The sequence below is a fragment of the Flavobacterium cupriresistens genome (assembly GCF_020911925.1).
GTDB classification, from domain to species: domain Bacteria; phylum Bacteroidota; class Bacteroidia; order Flavobacteriales; family Flavobacteriaceae; genus Flavobacterium; species Flavobacterium cupriresistens.
Map to the genome: position 1 here is coordinate 2,127,367 of NZ_CP087134.1, position 21,806 is coordinate 2,149,172.

Here is a 21,806-nt window from a genome sequence, read left to right on the forward strand (position 1 = left end):
TTATTTTTGTTTTCTGTTAGATTGTTTTTTAATGGATTATAACCTTAAAAAAAATAGTTGTACCCGAAGTAATAGCAGTAATTTTTTTCCGTTTAATACCACAATGAAATTATATCTTTCACTTTTACTTATTTTTGTGTCTCCCTTTTTTTGTGCAGCACAAATTGACACGACGTATATAAAACCCTTCGAGAATAAATTTTCTGTGTCGTCTTATTTAGCTCTGAAATTCCTTTCACTGGAACAGGAGACAAACGGGGAAACTAAAAAATTCATGCCGAACACTCCTATGAGTTTAGGTCTGGGAGTTACGGTAAACAATACTATAATCAATTTCAGTTATGGCTATGGTTTGGGTTTTATGAGAGATGACAAAAAAGGAAGAACAAAAGCCTTTGATTTTCAGCTTCACAACTACGGGCGTAAGTTCACAGTTGATCTTTTCATTCAAAAATACCGCGGATTTTATACGGCAGACAACTCCAATAAAAACATACAATTGTATCCCGATTTAAAGATTCAGCAGTATGGTGCTTTTGGACAGTATATTTTTAACAATAAAAAATTCTCTTATAAAGCGGCCTTTAATCAAAATGAAAGACAGTTAAAATCTGCCGGGAGTTGGTTATTGGGCGGAGGGGTGTATTTTACAAAAATAGACTCGGATAGTTCTTTTGTACATAAATCTAAAAATTCATTGCGAAACTTTCAATTTGGGGTAAGCGGAGGATATGCTTATACCTGGGCAATTAGTAAAAGATGGTTTACCAGTGGATCGATAACAGCGGGTGTTAACTTTGGCACCGAAAGAATAAATGATTTTGGCAAAAAAAAGATAGAGATTTATCCAACCTTTTTTCCCAGAATTTCTGCCGGATACAATAAAGAAAAATGGTCACTCGGACTGTCCTATATCAATAATCTTATATTTTCTTCTTTCTCACAGGACAGTGATGGTACTAATAATGGTAATAGTACAGGTTTGGCTTCAGGGAACTTTCAAATTGCTTATATATGGAGATTGGGGATTTAGGAGAGGAATTATAGAGCAAAGAATATAGAGCAAAGAATAAAGAATCAAATCAGTTTAATCCATTAATCTGTGGCAAAATATAAAACAGCCATTGATTTTGTTTCTGATACCTTAAAATTTGAATTAGTAACGTGAGGCAAAAAAGAATTCTGATTTTCTGTTTTTAGTGAGTCTGGGGTCTCAATGTGTAAGTCGTTAGGTTTTTTATATTTTGATGTTTGTTGTTGTACGATTCATTTTCAAAAACAAAGTCTAGCTTTTTTAATATCGCAACAGAATTGTTATTATCAGATGATGGGAAAGCGGTTATAAGGTTGGCTTTAATGGTACCAAAAGTATATTCGATTACTGCTTTTAAGGCTTCCGTCATAAAACCTTTGCCTTGAAATTCAGGTAACATTTCGTAGCCAATCTCTACAATCTCATTTTCGAGATCAAAATTCCAGCAACAAACACTGCCGATAAATGTATTGTTGTCTTTTGAAGCAATTACCCAATATATACATTCATTTTTCTGAACTAAAGTACGCATTCGTAACACATAGGCTTTTGCACTTTCAAGAGTAGAAGTAATGTTTCTGCCTACAAATGCATTGACAACAGAATCTGATTGCAGTTTATGAATTGCCTCGGCATCTTGTTCAGATATCGCCCTTAAGTGTAATCTTTCGGTTGGCAGATCAGGGAAATTTGTAAAATATATATTCATATTTTGGTTGCTTAAATAGTTTATCAAAAATAGTTGTAATTTGAAAGAAATGTATCACACTTTAGGATTTTTTCTTAAACAGTTTCTGTTATGTTATTTTCAACAATTTTCACAGTTTCAGAAATAGAAAAGCAGACTTATCTGACTGGATTTATACGTTCCCGTTTCTTCAGTTATTTATGTCTAATTTTCAACTCGCAGTAATTAATTCAAGTTACTAGTTCTGTTATCCCTAAAATGAAACAAAATATACTGCGCTTCTTTCGGCTAAAGCCAATTAGACACTTCTCAATAATTCACCTCCAGCTAAAGCAGGAGGCTATTCAAATAGTAACAGATTCAAAAAAAAATAACTAGCAACTTGAATTAATTAGGTGATAAGTTAAACATCGAAACTGTTGTGTACTTTTTCTTCACTTCCGTAATAAACACTGAATTAAATTTGTATTTTTGATAGTATCATTTGATACTATCAAAATATGAAACCTCCCTACGAAATAACGTCATTAATGTTAAAATATGTTTCTTCAATTTCTGAAAAAATTGGAGAAGCAAATGTCCGATATTTAATCAAAACCAATCCAAGCTTACGAAAGCAAAATCAAATAAAAACGATATATTCTTCTTTAAGTATTGAAGGGAATACGCTATCTGAAGAGCAAATCACAGCAATAGTTGAAAACAAAAGGGTTGTTGGACCACAGAAAGATATAATAGAAGTTTTGAATGCTTTAGAAGTTTATAAAAATTTGAATCTTCTTAAACATTATTCTGAGAAAGATTTTCTAAAAGCGCATAAAATGCTAATGAAAGATCTTATTGAAAATTCCGGAAAATATAGAACAAAAAGCGTTGGAATTGTAAAAGGATCAAAAGTGGAACATATTGCACCACCGTATGAAAATGTTCCGTTTTTAATGAAAGATTTGTTTCAATATTTAAAAGATAAATCTGAAATAGCACTAATTAAAAGTTGTGTTTTTCATTATGAGATGGAATTTATCCACCCATTTATGGACGGAAATGGGAGAATGGGGAGATTGTGGCAGACTTTAATTTTAAAAGAAGAATATCCTGTTTTTGAATTCTTGCCTTTTGAAACATTAATTTCGAAAAACCAAATTGCCTATTATGATTCATTGTCAGCTTCAGACAAGGAAGGGAAATCGACAAAATTCGTCGAGTACATGCTGCATATTATAGATCAATCTTTGAGTGAACTTCTGGAAAATTCGACAAAAAGACTTTCTGATGAAAATAGAATTCAAGTTTTTCTTGAAAATTTCACAGGAGAGTTTACAAGAAAAGAGTATTTGAACTATTTTAAGGATTTATCGTCTGCAACAGCCAGCAGAGATTTGAAAAAAGCAGTTGAACAGGGAATCATCATTAAACAGGGTGATAAAAAAACAACCGTATACAGTAGAGATTAACGCGATACTTATAGGATTGGGAAGATTAGAAGCAAAGTATTTTCTGTTGTTTATAAAGGGATAATTGTATTCTGTTTCCTGTTTTGTTAAAGCCTTCTTGTGTATTGTCTAACTAATTCAGGAATAAAATTTTTAATAAATCCATTGTAGTCGGAATTGAAAATTATTGGTTATGCCGGTGATTCCGCCTTTATCTAAATTACCTATGCCATATACCATTCCGGCTTTCCAGTATTGCGTTGCCCACCAATTTAATCCTAAATCATAGCGATTGTTTGTTCCGCCATGGACTTCTTTTGTTTCTAAGTCATTTTGCCCAACCCTTGTGAAAATTTCCCATGCACCATATTTCCCTGTTGGTTTGATTCTTCGGGCATAAGTTGCCTTTTGGTCGTAGGGTCTTTGTTCTCCGCTTACAACATAACTGGCAGTTACATAATAACCACTAAATTGTTCCGTGCCAAAGTCTTTTGTTGCCGTCCAGTTATGTGCGTATTCCATTAGTACCGAAAAATTGTCTAAGCTCCAAAGTTGTTCTAAGCTCATGTTCCATTGGTGAGAAGCATTTAGATTTCCGGTGTCAACATAATTGGATGATATATTGGACTCATTTTTTCCTTTCAAACGAATAACATCATTTTTAGCATCAACGTAACGCACACCGACTCCAATGTGTATGAACTCTTTTCCATTGTTATTCCATATTGGGAGTCCGGTGATTCTGGTGGTAAAAGTGTTGTTTGAATTTGAAAAACTTTTATCATTGCCTATAAAGTCTTTAAAAACTCCACCAGCAACAGCTAATCTATTGTTCATAAAAAAATGATGATAAATGGCTCCGATATTCCGACTGTTAAAAAACGGATTAAGCAATCGTTCAAAATGAGGGAGATTAGCAGCATCTCCGACCATTTCGTACACAAAGGTTTCTTTTATTTTTCCGACGGTTATGTCACTGTTTTCAGATAACGGGATTACAAATTTCAAATCTGTAATTCCAAAATTCGGATCGTCTTCAGCTCTGTCAAATCCTTTGTATTCGACACTTATTAAGTATTTCCAGGGGTTTTTGAAATTGATTTTCCCGCTGAGCATTACTCTTGCACTTCTAATATCAAATCTCTTTTCCTGAGTACCTACCTGATTTTTACTGTCCTGATCTTGAAAACTGGTATTGTAATCCAAAATAGGAGCAAATCCCAGTTTGGTAGAAAACCATTTGTTATGCGATCTGGACCACCTCATTCCTTTATGAGTGGCATCAGGAATAAAGTAAGTTCGGGTAGTGTCGGCTAAAATCTGAGTCTGCGAATCATCAACTAAATCAGTATGCTGAGCAAAAATTTTAGGACTTAGAAAAAAGAAAAATAAGAAAATTGAGATTTTTAAAATGCAGTTTTTCACCATTGTTTTCAAATTTTAAATTGCCGGTTTGTTACTGGTTTGTTTTTATTTCAGGAAAAAGAACTTTAAGTTTTTTACTTTTTAGTTTTGAATTTTCGACAAACACTAATGCCAATTAAAAAACTATCATAAGCATTCCACCTGAAGTCGTAACAGGCAGAGAGTCCAAGTTCCCATTTAGGACTTATTTCTGTGCCCCATTCATACCCAATGCGGTTTAAGAATAGATTTTCTTCTTTGGCAAATTCAGCCCCTACGCCAAAAAGAAAGCTACTGTGTTTCGTGGCCTTATAAATGCCGACCGCTGCAGGTGCTATTGGAGAGCTTCGTTCCAAGGTTTCTTCTTCGCTTGATAAGTTTGCTTTTACCTCAAAACTTTCTACAATTATATCGGTATGTAGACCAATTGCCCATTGGTCAGAAAGCCAGTAGTCATAATCTACAGACCATGCAGGTACCGAAAGCCATTTTGATCCGGAATCTTTTACGCCTTGTGCTATATTTACATGGCTAAGGCCTAACGAAACGCGATGGCTTCCTTTCTCACTTTGTTCGCTATTTTCTTCCTGTGCATGTACATATGAACTTAAGAGCAGGATGACAAGTAAAGCTGTTATTTTCATTTGCAGTTCTTTTTAGTTTTAAAAAATCGTTTTTTGTTTATTGTGTTTTCCATAAACAGGAGCTTCATTAATGGAATAATTTACGTCGTTTTTTTAGTAAAAAGGAGTGTTGTATTTATGATCTTCTTCTTGTGGCAAGAAATTTAAAAAATATAATAAAAGTAGTTGACCACTAGTGTTGTTTGGTTTTTTTTGCTGAAAAACATGTTTCATCTTATAACTTGCAACCAAATCGGAGTTAATTGAAGAGGTAGACTTAAATGAAATCAGGAAATTTGAAAGGATACCATATTTTAGGATGTTTGGTCTTTTCTTTATGAAGATTTTTTAGTTTTTATCAATTGAAAGAATTGTTATAGATTCATTTTTTTTCGAAAAATTCAATGATAGAAAGTAACTAATTTTTTACTCATAAATGCATAAGATAACAGCATCTCTAAATTCAGAAACATATAATAATTTAATCCTTATTAACTATGAAGACAATTCAAGATTCGATGCTCAAGCCCATTTTTTTACTGATTATGGTATGCTTTTTTGCTGTTCTCTCTCAAAAAGCACACGCACAATCAGATCCAAGAGAAGTTAGAAAAGAAAATTTTAAAGGAGTTATCAAACTCGATGTAAGAGATTCAAAAGCCGACTGGGCGCCATATACTCCAAAAAAGGCACCCGAAGGAGCACCGAATGTACTGTTTGTCTTATATGACGATACCGGTATGGCGGCATGGTCTCCTTATGGAGGAGCTATTAATATGCCGACCTTGCAAAAACTGGCAGATAATGGGTTGATTTATAGCCAATGGCACACAACAGCCTTATGTTCGCCAACAAGATCTACTTTATTGACAGGAAGAAACCATCACTTGACCGGTAATGCGGCTATTACAGAAACGGCTAACGGATTTCCGGGAGCTCATGGACGTATTCCGGAACAATGTGCTACAATTGGACAAGTTCTACAGGAAAATGGTTGGAGTACTTTTTGGATCGGAAAAGATCATAACGTACCGGAGCAGGATGTAGCTTCAGGAGCTAGTCGTAAACAATGGCCGACTCAATTAGGTTTTGATCGTTACTACGGATTTTTAGGAGGAGAAACCAATCAATGGTATCCTGATTTAGTAGAAGATAATCATTTTACCGAAGCGCCTTACAGCCCGGAAGAAGGTTATCATTTATCTAAAGATTTAGCAGATAAATCAATTGAGTATATTAGAGATCAAAAAGCGACGAACCCTTCGAAACCATGGTTTTTATGGTACTGTCCGGGAGCCAATCACGCGCCACACCATGCTCCACAAGAGTATATTGATAAATACAAGGGTAAGTTTGATGACGGATATGAATCGTATCGTAAATGGGTTTTACCTCGTATGATCGCGAAAGGTGTTTTACCAAAAGATACTAAATTAACGGATCTTAACTTTTTACCACCAAATATTGCCAATGAGGCCGATTATGTGCGCCCTTGGGATAAATTAAAACCGGAAGAGAAAAAATTATTCTCAAAATTAGCGGAAGTATATGCTGGTTTCTCTGAATATACAGATGCTCAAGTGGGTAGAGTAGTCGACTATCTGGAAAAAACAGGTCAGTTAGAAAACACAGTTGTAATTTATGCAGCTGATAATGGTGCTTCTGGTGAAGGGTCTCCAAATGGTTCTGTAAACGAAAATAAATTCTTTAACGGATATCCGGATGAATTGGCTGAAAATTTAAAATTACTGGACAAATTAGGTGGCCCTGATACATACGAGCATTATCCGACAGGATGGGCAGCTGCATTTTCTACTCCATTTAAAATGTTTAAACGTTACAGCGAATACGCAGGAGGAACCGCTGATCCACTGGTAATATCATGGCCAAAAGGAATAAAAGCCAGAGGTGAAGTGCGTAATCAATACCATCATTCGACAGATATTGTTCCTACTATTTTAGATATCTGTGGTCTTGAAATGCCAAAGGTTCATAATGGGGTGGGGCAATATCCACTTTCGGGAGTATCTATGAAATACAGTTTTACAGCCAAACCCGATGATGCTACAGAAAAACACATTCAATATTACGCTATGTTAGGTTCTCGTGCCATCTGGAAAGACGGCTGGAAAGCAGTTGCACTTCATGCACCATTAACCGGTAAAGGACATTTTGATAAAGACGAATGGGAATTGTACAATACCAATGTTGACCGTTCTGAATCGACTAATTTAGCAAAGAAAAATCCGGATAAATTAAAAGAATTAATTGACGCTTGGTTCGACGAAGCAGATAAAAACTTAGTGCTGCCACTGGATGACAGAACCGCAATTGAAATTATTGGATTAGAAAGACCTTCTGAAGAAGCACCACGTGAAAAATACGTGTACTATCCAGGAACAGCTCCAGTACCGGAAGGGGTGGCTGTAAACGTAAGAGGAAGATCCTTTAAAATTGTTGGTGATGTAGAAATTAAGGACGCTAAGGCTTCAGGAGTAATTTTTGCACACGGTTCTCGTTTTGGCGGACATACCTTGTTTATAAAAGACGGTAAATTAAATTACGTATACAACTTCTTAGGAATTCAACCTGAACAAAAATTTGTTTCTTCGACTACACTTGCTCCGGGTAAATATACTTTAGGAATGGAGTTTATCAGAGAAAAAACGGGTGAACACGGAGAACAAATCGGTCAGATGAAATTATACATCAATGACAAAGAAGTTGCTTCAGGGCCGATGAAAACGCAACCCGGTAAATTTACACTTTCCGGAGACGGACTTTGCGTAGGGTTTGATAGCGGTGATGCCGTAAGTAAAGAGTACAAAACCCCTGGAACCTTCAAAGGAGGAACGATATTGGGTGTTGGTGTCTCTGTTGGAAAAGAACAATATCAGGATTTGCAAAAAGAAGCTGCAAGAGCACTTAAGCGAGATTAAAAAATAATAGAATAAGAAAAATGAAAGCCCGATCAGATTTGATCGGGCTTTTATGATTTATTGGCTTTGTAATGCTGTAAAGCAGTTGCTTAAAAATTAGTATTCACTTTTTTAGAACGATCTGCAATGTAGGAGATAAGCCAAGTTACCTGTCCTTCTTTCACAAAGTACACTTCTTTGGTCTCTAAACTTGGAATACTTTCCAGACAAGACAATAGTATGTTGTTTGCCGAGATAAGGTATTTCTGGTCATAGGTACTCAAAACTCTGGCTGCTTCTTTATTGGTTTTAGAAAGGCTATTAAGTTTGTTGAAATTATTCTTCACAATAGCATCGTAATTGATAACGTCTTCTAAGGTCAAAGGAATATAATGATCTTTAACGTTTTCATTATAATAAAGAGTTGCAAAAGCCCAGACAGCGCCACCCGATAAGTAGATTTTATCTTTTTTTAGTAAAAGCGGGTTAGCATCAAGCATTTCTTTTATCTTCTTACGCAGTACCGTGTTATAATCAAACGACTTTTCTTGAAATGTCGAAAGATCATTAACCTGACTTTGATTTACAACCGTTTTTTGTACGGCATCAGTAAGAGTCATCGTGCCGAAATCAAGTTCCAAAGGAATGAACTCTAATTTATTGTCTTCAAGCTCATCAATGTATCCCCCTTTTGTGCTCTGAGCGCCAATATCCAGTAATAGAGCACTAGAGTAATTAGCAGGAGGAATACCGCCTTTAACTAATACTTTAGCCTCTTCGCTAACATTCATTATATCTAAATTTTTATCGGTTAGCGTACTGATCTTATTTTTTAAGACGTCAACGTTGCGGGCAGAGGAGAAAACGGGAGCCGCTACGATAAAGATATGATCTTCGCGAATTTTAAATTCAGTTTTTATTTTCTGTAATTGGTCAACAATTATATTAATCGATTTGTTGATGTCGTCCTGAGTAAGCTCACCGTTTGCAGAAATATGATCGGCAAGACTAAGTCTGTTATTCGAAAAGTATAGAATATCGTATTCTGCTTTTTTGATATTATTCATCTCTAAAACGGAAACTTTGATCGCACGACGTCCGATTTCAATTCCGGCATAAATATTTTTTTGAGAAAATGTATTAATGGAAAATAATAAGCTAAAAAGAATGAAAAATAAAATTTGGGGTTTGTTTTTTGTAAACATTGGATTTAATTACGGTTTTAGTATAATTTTGAATAAAGTAGTTAGGGTAATTTGTTGTTGTGTTTGTTTGTAAATCATAGATATGTAGGTTATTGTTGTTTTAGAGGCTAATAATTTAGGATCGCAGCGGTATACTTTTCAAGAAGAATGGATTAGTTTTTAGAGTAGCCTTCAAAGTAAAAAAGGATATCATGGTTGCAAATGTGTAAATTATAAAATGAAAGATAATAGTTGGTTACCCGGCCTAAAACGGCGTAGTAAAAACTGTTAAATTTGAGTTTGCAAATTTATAAAAACCTTTACGAATACAAACTCAGTTATTAAAAAAATATAGGGTTTAATTACTGGTAGGATGTTTCAAAGTTATGGACGGGTAGACTTAGGTTTGTAAAGTGTTGAATAAGAATAAGAAGCGAAAAAGTAAGTCAAAAATACCTTCCGATACTTTTTGTTTTCAGGAAGTATTTTGGACTTACATAATCGGAGTTGTCGGTAAAGGTTTCCGCTACTTCAAAAGAATAAAATTAAGATAAGAATTGTGTTTAGTGCAAAAAAAAGCCTCAGTTTTCTCTGAAGCTTTGTCTTAGTAGTTAATTCTTTTTGGAATCGCTATATCTTTTAAAAGAGTATTTTTCTTTTAGTGATTTTTCTAAATATTCGTTTTTATGCTTTTTAGATTGAACTAAACGTCCGTAAAGTCTTTTGTTTTCCTTGTAATCTACTACTAATCCGTAAATAATTAAATCTAATAACTTTTAAAAATTGGTCAGATTTGTTGAATAAAAAACAATACTACAAAGGATTGTTGAGTACCAGTTTCACATTCAGATTACTCTTATTTACTATTTTTTGTGTCTAAAAAAAACAACAGTTTCTCGGCGTTTTTACCATTTTCTCCGAAGTCAATCATGTTGTTAAAATCTATTTTTAGAGAACTATTGTCATTAAAGTATATTTTCAGTCTATCGGCAATACGACCACTATAAAACTTCGAGTTTTTAATATCTGATAGCTTAATCGTTTGATTTTCCATTTTAGAAAATAAGGGTTTTTTGTCCCATTCCATTATAATTATTTCTGCTTCATTTTGTAAATCAATATGCAATGTGCCGGTAAATGCACGGAATAGTAAAATGGTAGACGCAATACTAAAAACAAGCAATGGAATGGTTAGAGCTTTAAATCCTAAAAGGGTCAAAATAAATCCTTCAATTGGTAAGGAAATCAGATAAGCGATCACAAAAGGGACAGTGTTTAAAGTTTTAATCTTCATAATTTAATTAGTATAGTTGATTAAGGTTTTTTAATTCATTTAATCTGTAGCAAAATAAAAAACAGACTAGATTCAAAATCTCTGTAAAAAAGATGAAGAAGATTTCTAAATTGTCAAAAGGACAAACGGAGAGCGTAACCTTTTAACTTTGCGGCTTTGCGACTTTGCAAGATTTAGCTTCTCCACAACTTTTGGACTTGATCCAAAAAGAATCAATTGATTTTTCTAAAAACAGTGTATAACAAAAAAGCTTCAGATTTCTCTGAAGCTTTGTCTTTAGTAGCCCGTAGCGGAATCGAACCGCTCTTACATGGATGAAAACCATGCGTCCTAACCGATAGACGAACGGGCCTGCTTTGTTGTTGCGAGTGCAAAAATGCAACTATTTTTGGAATACACAATGAGATTTTGAAAATTTATTTTTTTCGTTTTTCTGAAAACAGGGCATTAAAAAGTAAGAAATCGTAAAGTGATTGAGTTAAGTAATGTGTATTTATTTGATTAATAATCGTTTGTTTTTGTGTTAGGAAGAGAGGAAGAGCGTTTTTTTCTTTCGTTATTAAAATAAATAATTTTCCATAAAATTTAAAATAACTGTTTTTTAAAGAATATTCTTATGATTATTTGTTGTAACTTTTAATGAGTTCTCTATTAATTCCAGTCTTTAGTTGTCAATTTCTTCTCAAAACTTTGTTTTTAGAACGGAAAAAGAGCTATAAAAATTTATAATTTCGATTTGAGCAATAGCGAAGAGACAAAACAGTTTGAATTTTTTACGCTAAACAGTATGGGTCTGCAATCCAAACCATCAATTAAGTTGGAATTTAAAATAGTAGAATTTACAAATGACTATTTCTATTGGTATTTACTCAAATCCAGATTAAGAATAGTGCCAACTCTGCTAAACTCTTCATTAATCTTTGCGTTCAAGATTAGTTGTTCCTCTTTTTTCGGATGAGTAAAAGTTAACTGATGTGCATGAAGCATCATTTCTTTCAGTTCATAATTCTCCAACCATAATTTGTTTTGTTTGTTACAACCATGTGGACGGCTTCCTAAAATGGGATGAAAAATATGTTTGAAATGTTTTCGTAATTGATGCATACGTCCAGTTTCAGGAATCGCTTCTACCAAACAATATCGTGACGTTGGTTTATTGTTAAACTCTAACTCAACTTCAGCATTTTGCAAACGACGAAAGTATGTTATTGCATTTTGTTTAATGTCATCATCATTGGTTAGATCATAATCAATCGTTAGTTCTTCGGGTGACCAACCACGTAAAATTGCTAAATATTTTTTTTCGACTTCGCGTGTAGCAAAACGATCATTCATAATTTTCAAGACCTCTTTATCCAAAGCAAATAATAAGACACCGGATGTTTTTCGGTCTAACCGATGAACAGGGTAAACGTGTTGCCCTATCTGATTTCTCAATTCTTGAATAGCATAAACTTTTGCATCGCGCGCATAAAATGATTTGTGAACCAACAATCCACTTGGTTTATTGATTGCTATAATATATTCGTCTTGGTAAAGAATTTCTAACATTTGGCAAAAATAAAGGAGATTTCGATTAAAATCACTTATAAGACTTATTTATTTGGATACTTTTATTTTCGTAGTGGGAATAAGACTCAAATCTATGTCAGAGACGTCGGATAAATAATCTTCTGATTTGTAAATTGTTTAATTATGTTATCCGTTAGTTGGAATTTGGATTTTATAGGTTTTTCTATTTTGATAGTTTCTGCTTTTGAATAGAAAAAAGGCTCATAAAAAGTTGGAATTTGGAATTTAAAAAATTGGAATTTTCCCTACAAGTATGATTGAAAGCAAAAAAGCCTCAGATTTGACTGAAGTTTTACTTTAGCAGCAGGAATAGGACGCGAACCTGTGCCGGAGACGCCAAATAATAATCTTCTGATTTGTATATTGTTAATTATGTTATCCATTAGTTGGAATTTGGATTTTATAGGTTTTTCTATTTTGATAGTTTCTACTTTTGAATAGAAAAAAGGCTATAAAAAGTTGGAATTTGGAATTTAAAAAATTGGAATTTCCCCCTATAAGTATTGCTAAAAACAAGAAATCTCTAGATTTCACCAAGACTTTGTTTCAGTACCAGAATGCCTTCTAACAAAAACTTTAAAATTAAAAACTGAATTCGTATATTGTTCTGCTAAAATTAAATATACCAAACAGATACGCTTTAGAATAGCTGTCTTCAAATGTTTTTCCGTTCATTTTAATAGAAATAATCTAAATCATGAAAAATTCATTATTACTCTTCATTGCATTCTTAGCTTTTACATCGTGTTCAAAACATCAAGGGAAAAAAAATGTTGCGATCACCGGAATAGATTCCACATTGCGACCAGGTGATGATTTTTTTAAATACGTAAATGGCAAATGGTATGATTCTGTACCAATACCTGCATCTCAAGCCGGAGTTGGTGTTTATATGTTTATGAATTACCCACAACGAATGCGCCTGCAAGGAATATTGGACAGTATTTCGGAAAGCAAGAATCCAGCAGGAAGTATAGCACAAAAGGTAGGAGACTTTTATGCATCAGGTATGGATACTGTAACCATTGACAAACGCGGTTATACACCTATCAAACCCCTACTTGCTAAAATTGAAGCAATCAGCGATGTACCGTCCTTAATGAACTTTGTGGTTAACGAAGTAAAAGTGGATAATTCTTCTATTATAGGTTTTGGAGTGTCACCCGATGATAAAAACAGCAGTATGAATATTGCCCAAGTCTATCAAACGGGTATCGGTTTGCCTGACAAGGATTATTATTTCAAATCAGATTCATCAACTGTTGCCATACAGAAATCGTACAAAAAATATCTTGCCGCATTATTTCAGCAAACAGGCAGCAATGCCAAAGAGGCTATAAAGAATGCGAATTTGGTTTACGATATTGACAAACAACTTGCCGTTTCGCATAAAACAAAAGTTGAACTAAGGGACGTACAGGCAAATTACAATAAAATGGCTGTGACAGATCTTGTAAAAAGACATCCCAACATAGGCTGGACTACTTTTTTAAATAATTTAGGCGCCAAAACCGATTCCATTAATGTATGCCAACCTGCCTATTACGATGCTCTTAATAAACTCTTAAAAACCATTCCCATTGCGAATTGGAAAATTTACTTGAAAGCAAACTCTCTGGAAAGATATGCAGATGACTTAAGTAAGCCTTTTGTAGATGCCTCATTTGAGTATACCAAAGTGCTTTCCGGTCAAGCTGTTCAAAAATCACGTGGAGAAATAATGGCGAATGTCCTTGATAATTACTTAGGCGAAGCGTTGGGTGAATTGTATGTAAAGAAATATTTTTCAGAAGATGCAAAAAAGCGTATGCTGATACTGGTGAATAATCTGCAAAAAGCGTATGCCAAAAGAATTGATAAATTGGAATGGATGAGTCAAAGTACGAAACAAAAAGCCAAAGAAAAATTGGCTGCCATGACTAAGAAAATAGGATATCCGGACAAATGGAAAGATTATAGCAATGTACAAATAGCGAGGAACACCTATTTTGAGAATATAGTTTCGGCTGCTACAGCTGCCTATCAATTTCAATTGGCAAAATTGGGTAAGCCAGTCGATAAATCAGAATGGTATACTACAGTTCCAACAGTTACGGCCTATAATAACCCTACTGCAAATGAAATTGTTTTTCCTGCAGGTATTTTACAGCCCCCGTATTTTGATAATAATGCAGACGACGCGCTTAATTATGGAGGTATCGGAATGGTTATAGGTCACGAAATAACCCATACTTTTGATGATCAAGGTGCACAATATGACAAGGATGGAAACTTAAAAAACTGGTGGACAAAAGAGGATTATGCAAAGTTTAAATCAAGAATACAACAGGTTATCAATTTGTACAGCACCTATACCGTTTTAGGCGATCTACATATTAATGGCGAAATGACAGTTGGTGAAAATACGGCGGATATTGCCGGAATAGCAGTTGCCTACGATGCTTTTAAAATGACCGAAGAAGGAAAAGGAAATACAAAAATTGACGGTTTTACTCCAGACCAACGTTTCTTTATTTCTATAGCCAAAATATGGAGAGTAAAAATGAAAGACGAGTTCCTGCGTTTGTGGATTAACAATAACCCACATTCTCCACCAAATTGGCGTGTTAATGGTCCTCTAATGAATACGACACCTTTTTACGACGCCTTTAATGTACAACCAAAAGATAAAATGTTTTTGCCAAAGAAAGAGAGAATAACAATTTGGTAATACCCTCGCTCTCTAGAATGTTCCCGTGAAAAGCTACGCAAAGGTCCTGTGAACTTTGCGTAGCTTTTTGGTTTATTAGAAATTATGTTTCGACTTCTGAATAGGAAAATAGCTCATAAAAAGTTGGAATTTGGAATTTAAAAAATGGGAATTTTCCCCTATAAGTATTGCTAAAAACAAGAAATCTCTAGATTTCACCAAGACTTTATTTCAGTACCAGAATGCCTTCTAACAAAAACTTTAAAATTAAAAACTGAATTCGTATATTGTTCTGCTAAAATTAAATATACCAAACAGATACGTTTTAGAATAGCTGTCTTCAAATGTTTTTCCGTTCATTTTAATAGAAATAATCTAAATCATGAAAAATTCATTACTACTCTTCATTGCATTCTTAGCTTTTATATCGTGTTCAAAACATCAAGGGGAAAAAAATGTTGCGATCACTGGAATAGATTCCACACTGCGACCAGGTGATGATTTTTTTAAATATGTAAATGGCAAATGGTATGATTCTGTGCCAATACCTGCATCTCAAGCCGGAGTTGGTGCTGGTATGTTTATGAATTACCCACAACGAATGCGCTTGCAAGGAATATTGGACAGTATTTCGCAAAGCAAGAATTCGGCAGGAAGTATAGCACAAAAGGTAGGGGACTTTTATGCATCAGGTATGGATACTGTAACCATTGATAAACGCGGTTATACACCTATCAAACCTCTATTAGCCAAAATTGAAGCAATTAGCGATGTGCCTTCGTTAATGAACTTTGTGGTTAATGAAGTAAAAGTGGACAATTCTTCTATTATAGGTTTTGGAGTGTTACCCGATGATAAAAACAGCAGTATGAACATTGCTCAAGTCTACCAAACGGGTATCGGTTTGCCTGACAAGGACTATTATTTCAAATCAGATTCATCAACTGTTGCCATACAGAAATCGTACAAAAAATACCTTGCCGCATTATTTCAGCAAACAGGCAGCAATGCCAAAGAGGCTATAAAGAATGCTAATTTGGTTTACGATATTGACAAACAACTTGCCGTTTCGCATAAAACAAAAGTTGAACTAAGGGACGTGCTGGCAAATTATAATAAAATGGCTGTGACTGATCTTGTAAAAAGACATCCCAACATAGGTTGGACTACTTTTTTAAATAATTTAGGTACAAAAACCGATTCTATTAATGTATGCCAACCGGCCTATTACGATGCCCTTAATAAACTCTTAAAAACCATTCCCATTGCGAATTGGAAAATTTACTTGAAAGCAAATTCTCTGGAAAGATATGCAGATGATTTAAGTAAGCCTTTTGTAGATGCTTCATTTGAATATACCAAAGTACTTTCCGGTCAAGCTGTTCAAAAATCACGTGGCGAAATAATGGCGAATGTCCTTGATAATTACTTAGGCGACGCGTTGGGCGAATTGTATGTAAAGAAATATTTTTCAGAAGATGCCAAAAAGCGTATGTTGATTCTGGTGAATAATCTGCAAAAAGCGTATGCCAAAAGAATTGATAAATTGGAATGGATGAGTCAAAGTACGAAACAAAAAGCCAAAGAAAAATTGGCAGCCATGACTAAGAAAATAGGATATCCGGACAAATGGAAAGATTATAGCAATGTACAGATAGCGAGGAACACCTATTTTGAGAATGTAGTTTCGGCTGCTACAGTTGCCTATCAATTTCAATTGGCAAAATTGGGCAAACCAGTCGGTAAATCAGAATGGTATACTACAGTTCCAACAGTTACGGCTTATAATAACCCAACTGCAAATGAAATTGTTTTTCCTGCAGGTATTTTACAACCCCCGTATTTTGATAATAATGCAGACGATGCGCTTAACTATGGAGGTATTGGAATGGTTATAGGCCACGAAATGACCCATACTTTTGATGATCAAGGTGCCCAATATGACAAGGATGGAAACTTAAAAAACTGGTGGACAAAAGAGGATTATGCAAAGTTTAAATCAAGAATACAACAGGTTATCAATTTGTACAGTACCTATACCGTTTTAGGCAATCTACATATTAATGGCGAAATGACAGTTGGCGAAAATACGGCGGATATTGCCGGAATAGCAGTTGCTTATGATGCTTTTAAAATGACTGAAGAAGGAAAAGGAAATACAAAAATTGACGGTTTTACTCCAGACCAACGCTTCTTTATTTCTATAGCCAAAATATGGAGAGTAAAAATGAAAGACGAGTTCCTGCGTTTGTTGATTAACAATAACCCACATTCTCCACCAAATTGGCGTGTTAATGGTCCTCTAATGAATACGACACCTTTTTACGACGCCTTTAATGTACAACCAAAAGATAAAATGTTTTTGCCGAAGAAAGATAGAATAACAATTTGGTAATAGACTCGTTCTGTGGAGTGTTTACATGAAAACTTGCGCAAATGTCTCTGTGGACTTTGCGCAAGTTTTTGGTTAATGGAAAATTGTATAAAAGTCTTTTGACTTTTTATGTTTTAGTCTAAATAAAAAAAGCTTCAGATTTCTCTAAAGTTTTACTTGGTAGTGGGAAGCATCAAAATATCTAACCAGTTTTTGAGGCTTATTATAGTATATTTATTTGTCTTAGTTTTTTTGATGATTGTGATGAAAAAACAATATTACTTATCGTATATGTCTACTCTAATTTGGATAGCTTTGCGTGGCTTGTTACATGTAAATAAGTTGTGTGTTATTTTGACTCAAAAACTACTAAAATGAAAAAACTCATTTTGTTTATATTTTTATGCTCGTTTCAAATTAATGGGCAGAATATAGATTTGGAAAAAACTATAAATTTAATAATCACAGAAATTACACCAAGTAATTTTAAATATATAAACCTTGCAGACGAAAACTTAATTGTAAAAGAATTTGATTATAGTATTCAGAATTATGAAAAAAGAGAAATATTTATTAAAGATTCACTTTTTCCAATTGAATTAATAACGACACCAAAAGAAGAAGAAAAAAGTATAAATTGGAAAACTTTCAAATTGAATAATTGTAAAATATATTCTAAAAACGATTGCATTAATTTGGTTAGAAAGTCGGGCTATTTAATTGAAGTAAAAAACAAATCAGAATATGATAGCATCATAAATTTAAACATTCCAAATACAATTGTCGTAATAATAAACCCTAAATGGGGGAAACAAAAAACCACATTGGAAATAAGAAAAGCTACTGAAAAAATAGAAAATGTAGAAAAAAACATTCAAGATCAATCTTATTTCAGTTTTTCAATTCCTGTTTTTTCTGAAAATAAAAAATACTTCAGAATTGCAATTTACAAAGGCAAGGAAAATAATGGAGAAGGTAGCTCAAAGATATTTAAAATCGAAAATGAAACTTTGACAGAAGTATTTGAATACAATGGATGGAAAACGGAAGTTTATAGTGTAAATTAAAAATAACGCACAGCAGTTATTACAAAGGATTTGGTTATTAAGCTTAATGTAAAGTTGGTTTTGTATTTAGTATGATTCAGTGAACCCGATCCCGTAGATCTGTCACCACAATCGTTAGCGCAGATTTGGGTTCGTAAAAAGTTGGAATTTGGAATTTAAAAATATTGGAATTTCCCCCACAAGTACTACCAAAAACAAAAAAGCCTCAGATTTCTCTTAAGCTTTTTCTTAGTAGCGGGAAGCATTTAAATATCTAACCAGATTATATTGTATTATTACAATATTTTAGCATGTGCATCTTAATTTTTTCTATGCTTTTTGTTTGTATAGCCATTCCTATAAGTGCTAAAAAGCATCAATCCAATTTAATATCCTTTTGATAGTTTGTAGTGGAAATATTATATATTTGAAAATAAATAAGATATGAAATTTATCACACATATAAATACGTTGGTGGCAATTTTGCGAGACTTCTAACCTAGATTAATTAACAAGAAATAAAAAATGAAATTAACAATTACAATCGGACTTCTTTTAATTGTACACCTTACATTTGGACAAGACAGAATTCAAAAAATTGACAGTTTACTCAATTCCCTTTATTCAAAAGAGAAAATCAATGGAAATGTTCTAATTGCAGAAAAAGGGAAAGTTATATATAGCCATAGTTTTGGACTTGCAAACGAAACAACAAAAGATAAATTGAACGAAAATTCGATTTTTGAATTGGCATCTTGTTCAAAGCAGTTCACAGCTATGGGGATAATGATACTTAAAGAAAAAGGGAAGTTGAATTTGGACGATGACATCAAAAAATACTTACCCGAACTTTCTTTTTATAAAGGTATAACTGTAAGAAACTTATTAAATCATACTGGAGGTCTACCAGACTATATGCAGCTTATGGATAGTTTATTTGACAAATCTAAAATTGCCACTAACAAAGACATAATTACTATATTTAGTAAACATCAACCAAAAATATTATTTGAGCCAAATACTAAATGGGAATATAGCAACACGGGCTATGCACTATTGGCATCAATAATTGAGAAAGTATCGGGTTTGACATACGCTGACTATCTAAAGAAAGCTATTTTCCAACCGTTGAAAATGAAAAATACCTTTGTGTACACTCGTAGATTATCGCCAAAGAAAATTGACAATTATGCTTTTGGTTATGTTTACTCAGATAGTTTGAAAAAATATGTTTTACCAGACGAATTGAAAGAAACTAAAATGGTTATTTGGCTTGATGGTATTGTTGGAGACGGAACAGTTAATTCAACTGTAAAGGATCTGCTGATTTGGGATAGAGCATTATACACCAATAAATTACTCACAAAAGAGGGAATGAAAGCAGTTTTTGAAGTAACAACTTTGAAAGACGGAGCTAAAAGAAATTATGGTTTTGGTTGGGGAATTGAAGAAAATGCTGATTTTGGAAAAATTGCAAACCATAATGGTGGTTGGCCCGGTTATGTAACTTTTATCGATAGACATATTACAAATGATAAAACAATAATAATACTTCAAAATCACAACAACGTTACAATTCCTTCAAAAGCAATTAGAAGTATTCTATATAATAAACCATTACCTGTGCAAAAAATCAGAAAAGAAGTTATTATTACAACTGAAGAACTTCAAAAGTTTGTTGGGACTTATCAAGTTGAAAAAGATTTTGAAATCAAAATTTCATTAGATAAAGACCAACTATTTTCACAATTGACAGGACAAAATGTGTTCCCGATATTTGTAGAAAGTGAAATGTTATTTTTCTATAAAGTAGTAGATGCACAAATTCAGTTTGAAAAGAACGAAAAAGGAGAAATTTCAAATTTGTTTTTATTACAGAATGGAAATAAGATAGAAGCAAAACGGACGAAATAAAAACTGCCACCAATACACCCCACTAGCGCTAGCGTCTCGCTCGTGAACACAACGAATAAAAGTTTTGAAAACAAAAAAGCTTCAGATTTCTCTGAAGCTTTTTACGTATAATTATTTGTTGAGCAGTTTTTCAAGTCTCTGCATCATCTCATCTTTTTCTTTCAGCATACGCTCGTATAACGCAATTTTTTCTTCGTGAAGTTTTAAAACTTCTTTTATAGGGCTAAATGTAGGCTGAATATTAATTGCCGAAGCTCCATCTTTAAAATCTGAAAATGTATTAGAAATAATATTTATCGCTTGCTCTTCATCAAAATTTTGAAAAGCTTCAACAGGAATTTTTAAAACTGCTGAGATTTGTTTAAGCAGATTATCTTCAATAACATCTTTCTGCTCCAGTAAAGAAATTTTCTTCTGATTCCAGTCTTCTCCCAGATCATAAGCTAATGCTTCCTGTTTTATGTTAAGCATTTCTCTAAAACGTTTTACGTTTCTTCCCTGATGTATTTTCTGTTCCATAAACGAATTTGATTTTCCAAAGGCTCAAAGATAAAGCTATTCGGATTAAAAAGACTGAATTTCAAAGATAAAAAAATATCCTGTAAATATTATTTTTGTCAGATATTATATCCGAATCTGGAATGGTTTTGTGTTGATCCATAGTTCATTTATTAGAACAGATTTGGGATCTGTGGTATCAAGACATATTATTGTGGAGGAACAAATATCTTGTAGTTCTGTAATTTCGAATCAAGTTCAAAAGTTGTGAAATAATTTTTAGAAAATTCTTTTTGTTAGAAGTAGCAGATCATATACTTTTTCGCCAGAGCTTTTTAAGTGCCTAATTTTCCAACTTCTCGCTTTGACGATCTCGCAAAGACGCCAAGCCGCTAAGTTTTTTTTCCTATTTTTAAGTTCCACCTTTCTACTTTCTCGGTTTGGATTTCTAAAAATATTATAGAGTCTCAATGTTTTTTCTGTTTTTTCATTAAAACTTTGCGATTTTGTGACTCTGCGAGATTTTTACTTCCCCACAACTTTCGGACTTGATCCTAGAAAAGGGTTCGCAAAAAAGTTGGAATTTGGAATTTAAAAATATTGGAATTTTCCCTATGAGTATGACCAAAAACAAAAAAAGCTCCAGATTTCTCTGAAGCTTTACCTAGTAGCGGGAACAGGACTCGAACCTGTGTCCGCCGTGGCGGATATGAGCCCTCTAGATTATAATTTAAAATTAGACTTTTAGTAAAATCTTTTCCCGTTGTAGATTTTAAGTAGTTTTCTATTTTGAAAGTTTTTGTTATTGAATAAGAAAAGAGTTTGCAAAAAGTTGGAATTTGGAATTTAAAAATATTGGAATTTCCCCTATGAGTATGGCAAAAACAAAAAAGCCTCAGATTTCTCTGAAGCTTTGTCTTAGTAGCGGGAACAGGACTCGAACCTGTGACCTTCGGGTTATGAGCCCGACGAGCTGCCTACTGCTCTATCCCGCGTTGTTTCGGGTGCAAAGATACGCTGATTTTTGAGAAATCCAACGAAAACTTAAAAAAATGTTTTATTTTCTGTATTGAGTTGATATGACTACCTTTGCACCCAAGACCTTTGGGTCGAACCGTACGGAATAAAATTAAATA

The 21,806-nt window shown here is 33.6% G+C and carries 14 protein-coding genes and 2 tRNA genes; 7 read left to right on the forward strand and 9 right to left on the reverse strand.

What is annotated here, in order from left to right:
• Window positions 1-103 precede the first annotated feature (103 nt).
• Window positions 104-1,033, forward strand: coding sequence for a DUF4421 family protein (locus LNP23_RS09445; protein WP_047779314.1), 930 nt, complete (start codon window positions 104-106; stop codon window positions 1,031-1,033).
• Between the two features lie 163 nt (window positions 1,034-1,196).
• Here the strand turns inward: LNP23_RS09445 and LNP23_RS09450 are convergent, their stop codons facing one another.
• Complete coding sequence (locus LNP23_RS09450) at window positions 1,197-1,742, reverse strand: GNAT family N-acetyltransferase (RefSeq protein WP_230004688.1); 546 nt, start codon at window positions 1,740-1,742, stop codon at window positions 1,197-1,199.
• A 479-nt stretch (window positions 1,743-2,221) separates the two neighbouring features.
• On the opposite strand from LNP23_RS09450, the gene LNP23_RS09455 reads away from it, so the two are divergent.
• The gene (locus LNP23_RS09455; protein ID WP_230004689.1) at window positions 2,222-3,175 is read left to right on the forward strand and encodes a Fic family protein; all 954 of its coding nucleotides are present in this window, start codon (window positions 2,222-2,224) and stop codon (window positions 3,173-3,175) included.
• 132 nt (window positions 3,176-3,307) lie between these two features.
• On the opposite strand, the gene LNP23_RS09460 is transcribed toward LNP23_RS09455, so the two are convergent.
• On the reverse strand, window positions 3,308-4,582 hold the full coding sequence (locus LNP23_RS09460) for a porin (protein ID WP_230004690.1): 1,275 nt from the start codon (window positions 4,580-4,582) through the stop codon (window positions 3,308-3,310).
• Between the two features lie 71 nt (window positions 4,583-4,653).
• The gene (locus tag LNP23_RS09465; protein ID WP_230004691.1) at window positions 4,654-5,202 is read right to left on the reverse strand and encodes a hypothetical protein; all 549 of its coding nucleotides are present in this window, start codon (window positions 5,200-5,202) and stop codon (window positions 4,654-4,656) included.
• Window positions 5,203-5,678: 476 nt separating this feature from the next.
• Here LNP23_RS09465 and LNP23_RS09470 point away from each other — a divergent pair, with 476 nt between their 5' ends.
• Complete coding sequence (locus tag LNP23_RS09470; protein ID WP_230004692.1) at window positions 5,679-8,120, forward strand: arylsulfatase; 2,442 nt, start codon at window positions 5,679-5,681, stop codon at window positions 8,118-8,120.
• Between the two features lie 89 nt (window positions 8,121-8,209).
• On the opposite strand, the gene LNP23_RS09475 is transcribed toward LNP23_RS09470, so the two are convergent.
• From LNP23_RS09475 to LNP23_RS09490, 4 genes are all read right to left on the reverse strand, one after another.
• The gene (locus tag LNP23_RS09475; protein ID WP_230004693.1) at window positions 8,210-9,304 is read right to left on the reverse strand and encodes a Ppx/GppA phosphatase family protein; all 1,095 of its coding nucleotides are present in this window, start codon (window positions 9,302-9,304) and stop codon (window positions 8,210-8,212) included.
• A gap of 835 nt (window positions 9,305-10,139) precedes the next feature.
• Window positions 10,140-10,577, reverse strand: coding sequence for a hypothetical protein (locus LNP23_RS09480; RefSeq protein ID WP_230004694.1), 438 nt, complete (start codon window positions 10,575-10,577; stop codon window positions 10,140-10,142).
• A 280-nt stretch (window positions 10,578-10,857) separates the two neighbouring features.
• A tRNA-Glu gene (locus LNP23_RS09485) sits at window positions 10,858-10,929 on the reverse strand.
• Window positions 10,930-11,432: 503 nt separating this feature from the next.
• Window positions 11,433-12,128, reverse strand: coding sequence for a pseudouridine synthase (locus LNP23_RS09490; protein ID WP_230004695.1), 696 nt, complete (start codon window positions 12,126-12,128; stop codon window positions 11,433-11,435).
• A 718-nt stretch (window positions 12,129-12,846) separates the two neighbouring features.
• Between LNP23_RS09490 and LNP23_RS09495 the strand changes: the two genes are divergently transcribed.
• The 4 genes from LNP23_RS09495 to LNP23_RS09510 all read left to right on the forward strand — a co-directional run bounded on the left by LNP23_RS09495 (window position 12,847) and on the right by LNP23_RS09510 (window position 20,172).
• Window positions 12,847-14,859: a M13 family metallopeptidase gene (locus LNP23_RS09495; protein ID WP_230004696.1), complete on the forward strand. Its 2,013-nt coding sequence runs from the start codon at window positions 12,847-12,849 to the stop codon at window positions 14,857-14,859.
• A gap of 361 nt (window positions 14,860-15,220) precedes the next feature.
• On the forward strand, window positions 15,221-17,233 hold the full coding sequence (locus LNP23_RS09500; protein WP_230004697.1) for a M13 family metallopeptidase: 2,013 nt from the start codon (window positions 15,221-15,223) through the stop codon (window positions 17,231-17,233).
• Between the two features lie 353 nt (window positions 17,234-17,586).
• The gene (locus LNP23_RS09505; protein ID WP_230004698.1) at window positions 17,587-18,279 is read left to right on the forward strand and encodes a hypothetical protein; all 693 of its coding nucleotides are present in this window, start codon (window positions 17,587-17,589) and stop codon (window positions 18,277-18,279) included.
• 504 nt (window positions 18,280-18,783) lie between these two features.
• Window positions 18,784-20,172 carry a serine hydrolase gene (locus LNP23_RS09510; protein ID WP_230004699.1) on the forward strand — a complete coding sequence of 463 codons (1,389 nt, stop codon included), beginning with the start codon at window positions 18,784-18,786 and terminating at the stop codon, window positions 20,170-20,172.
• Between the two features lie 111 nt (window positions 20,173-20,283).
• Here the strand turns inward: LNP23_RS09510 and LNP23_RS09515 are convergent, their stop codons facing one another.
• A complete protein-coding gene (locus LNP23_RS09515) occupies window positions 20,284-20,691 on the reverse strand; it encodes an XRE family transcriptional regulator (protein WP_230004700.1) in 408 nt (135 codons plus the stop codon).
• 901 nt (window positions 20,692-21,592) lie between these two features.
• Window positions 21,593-21,665: transfer RNA gene (locus LNP23_RS09520), tRNA-Met, on the reverse strand.
• Window positions 21,666-21,806: the final 141 nt, after the last annotated feature.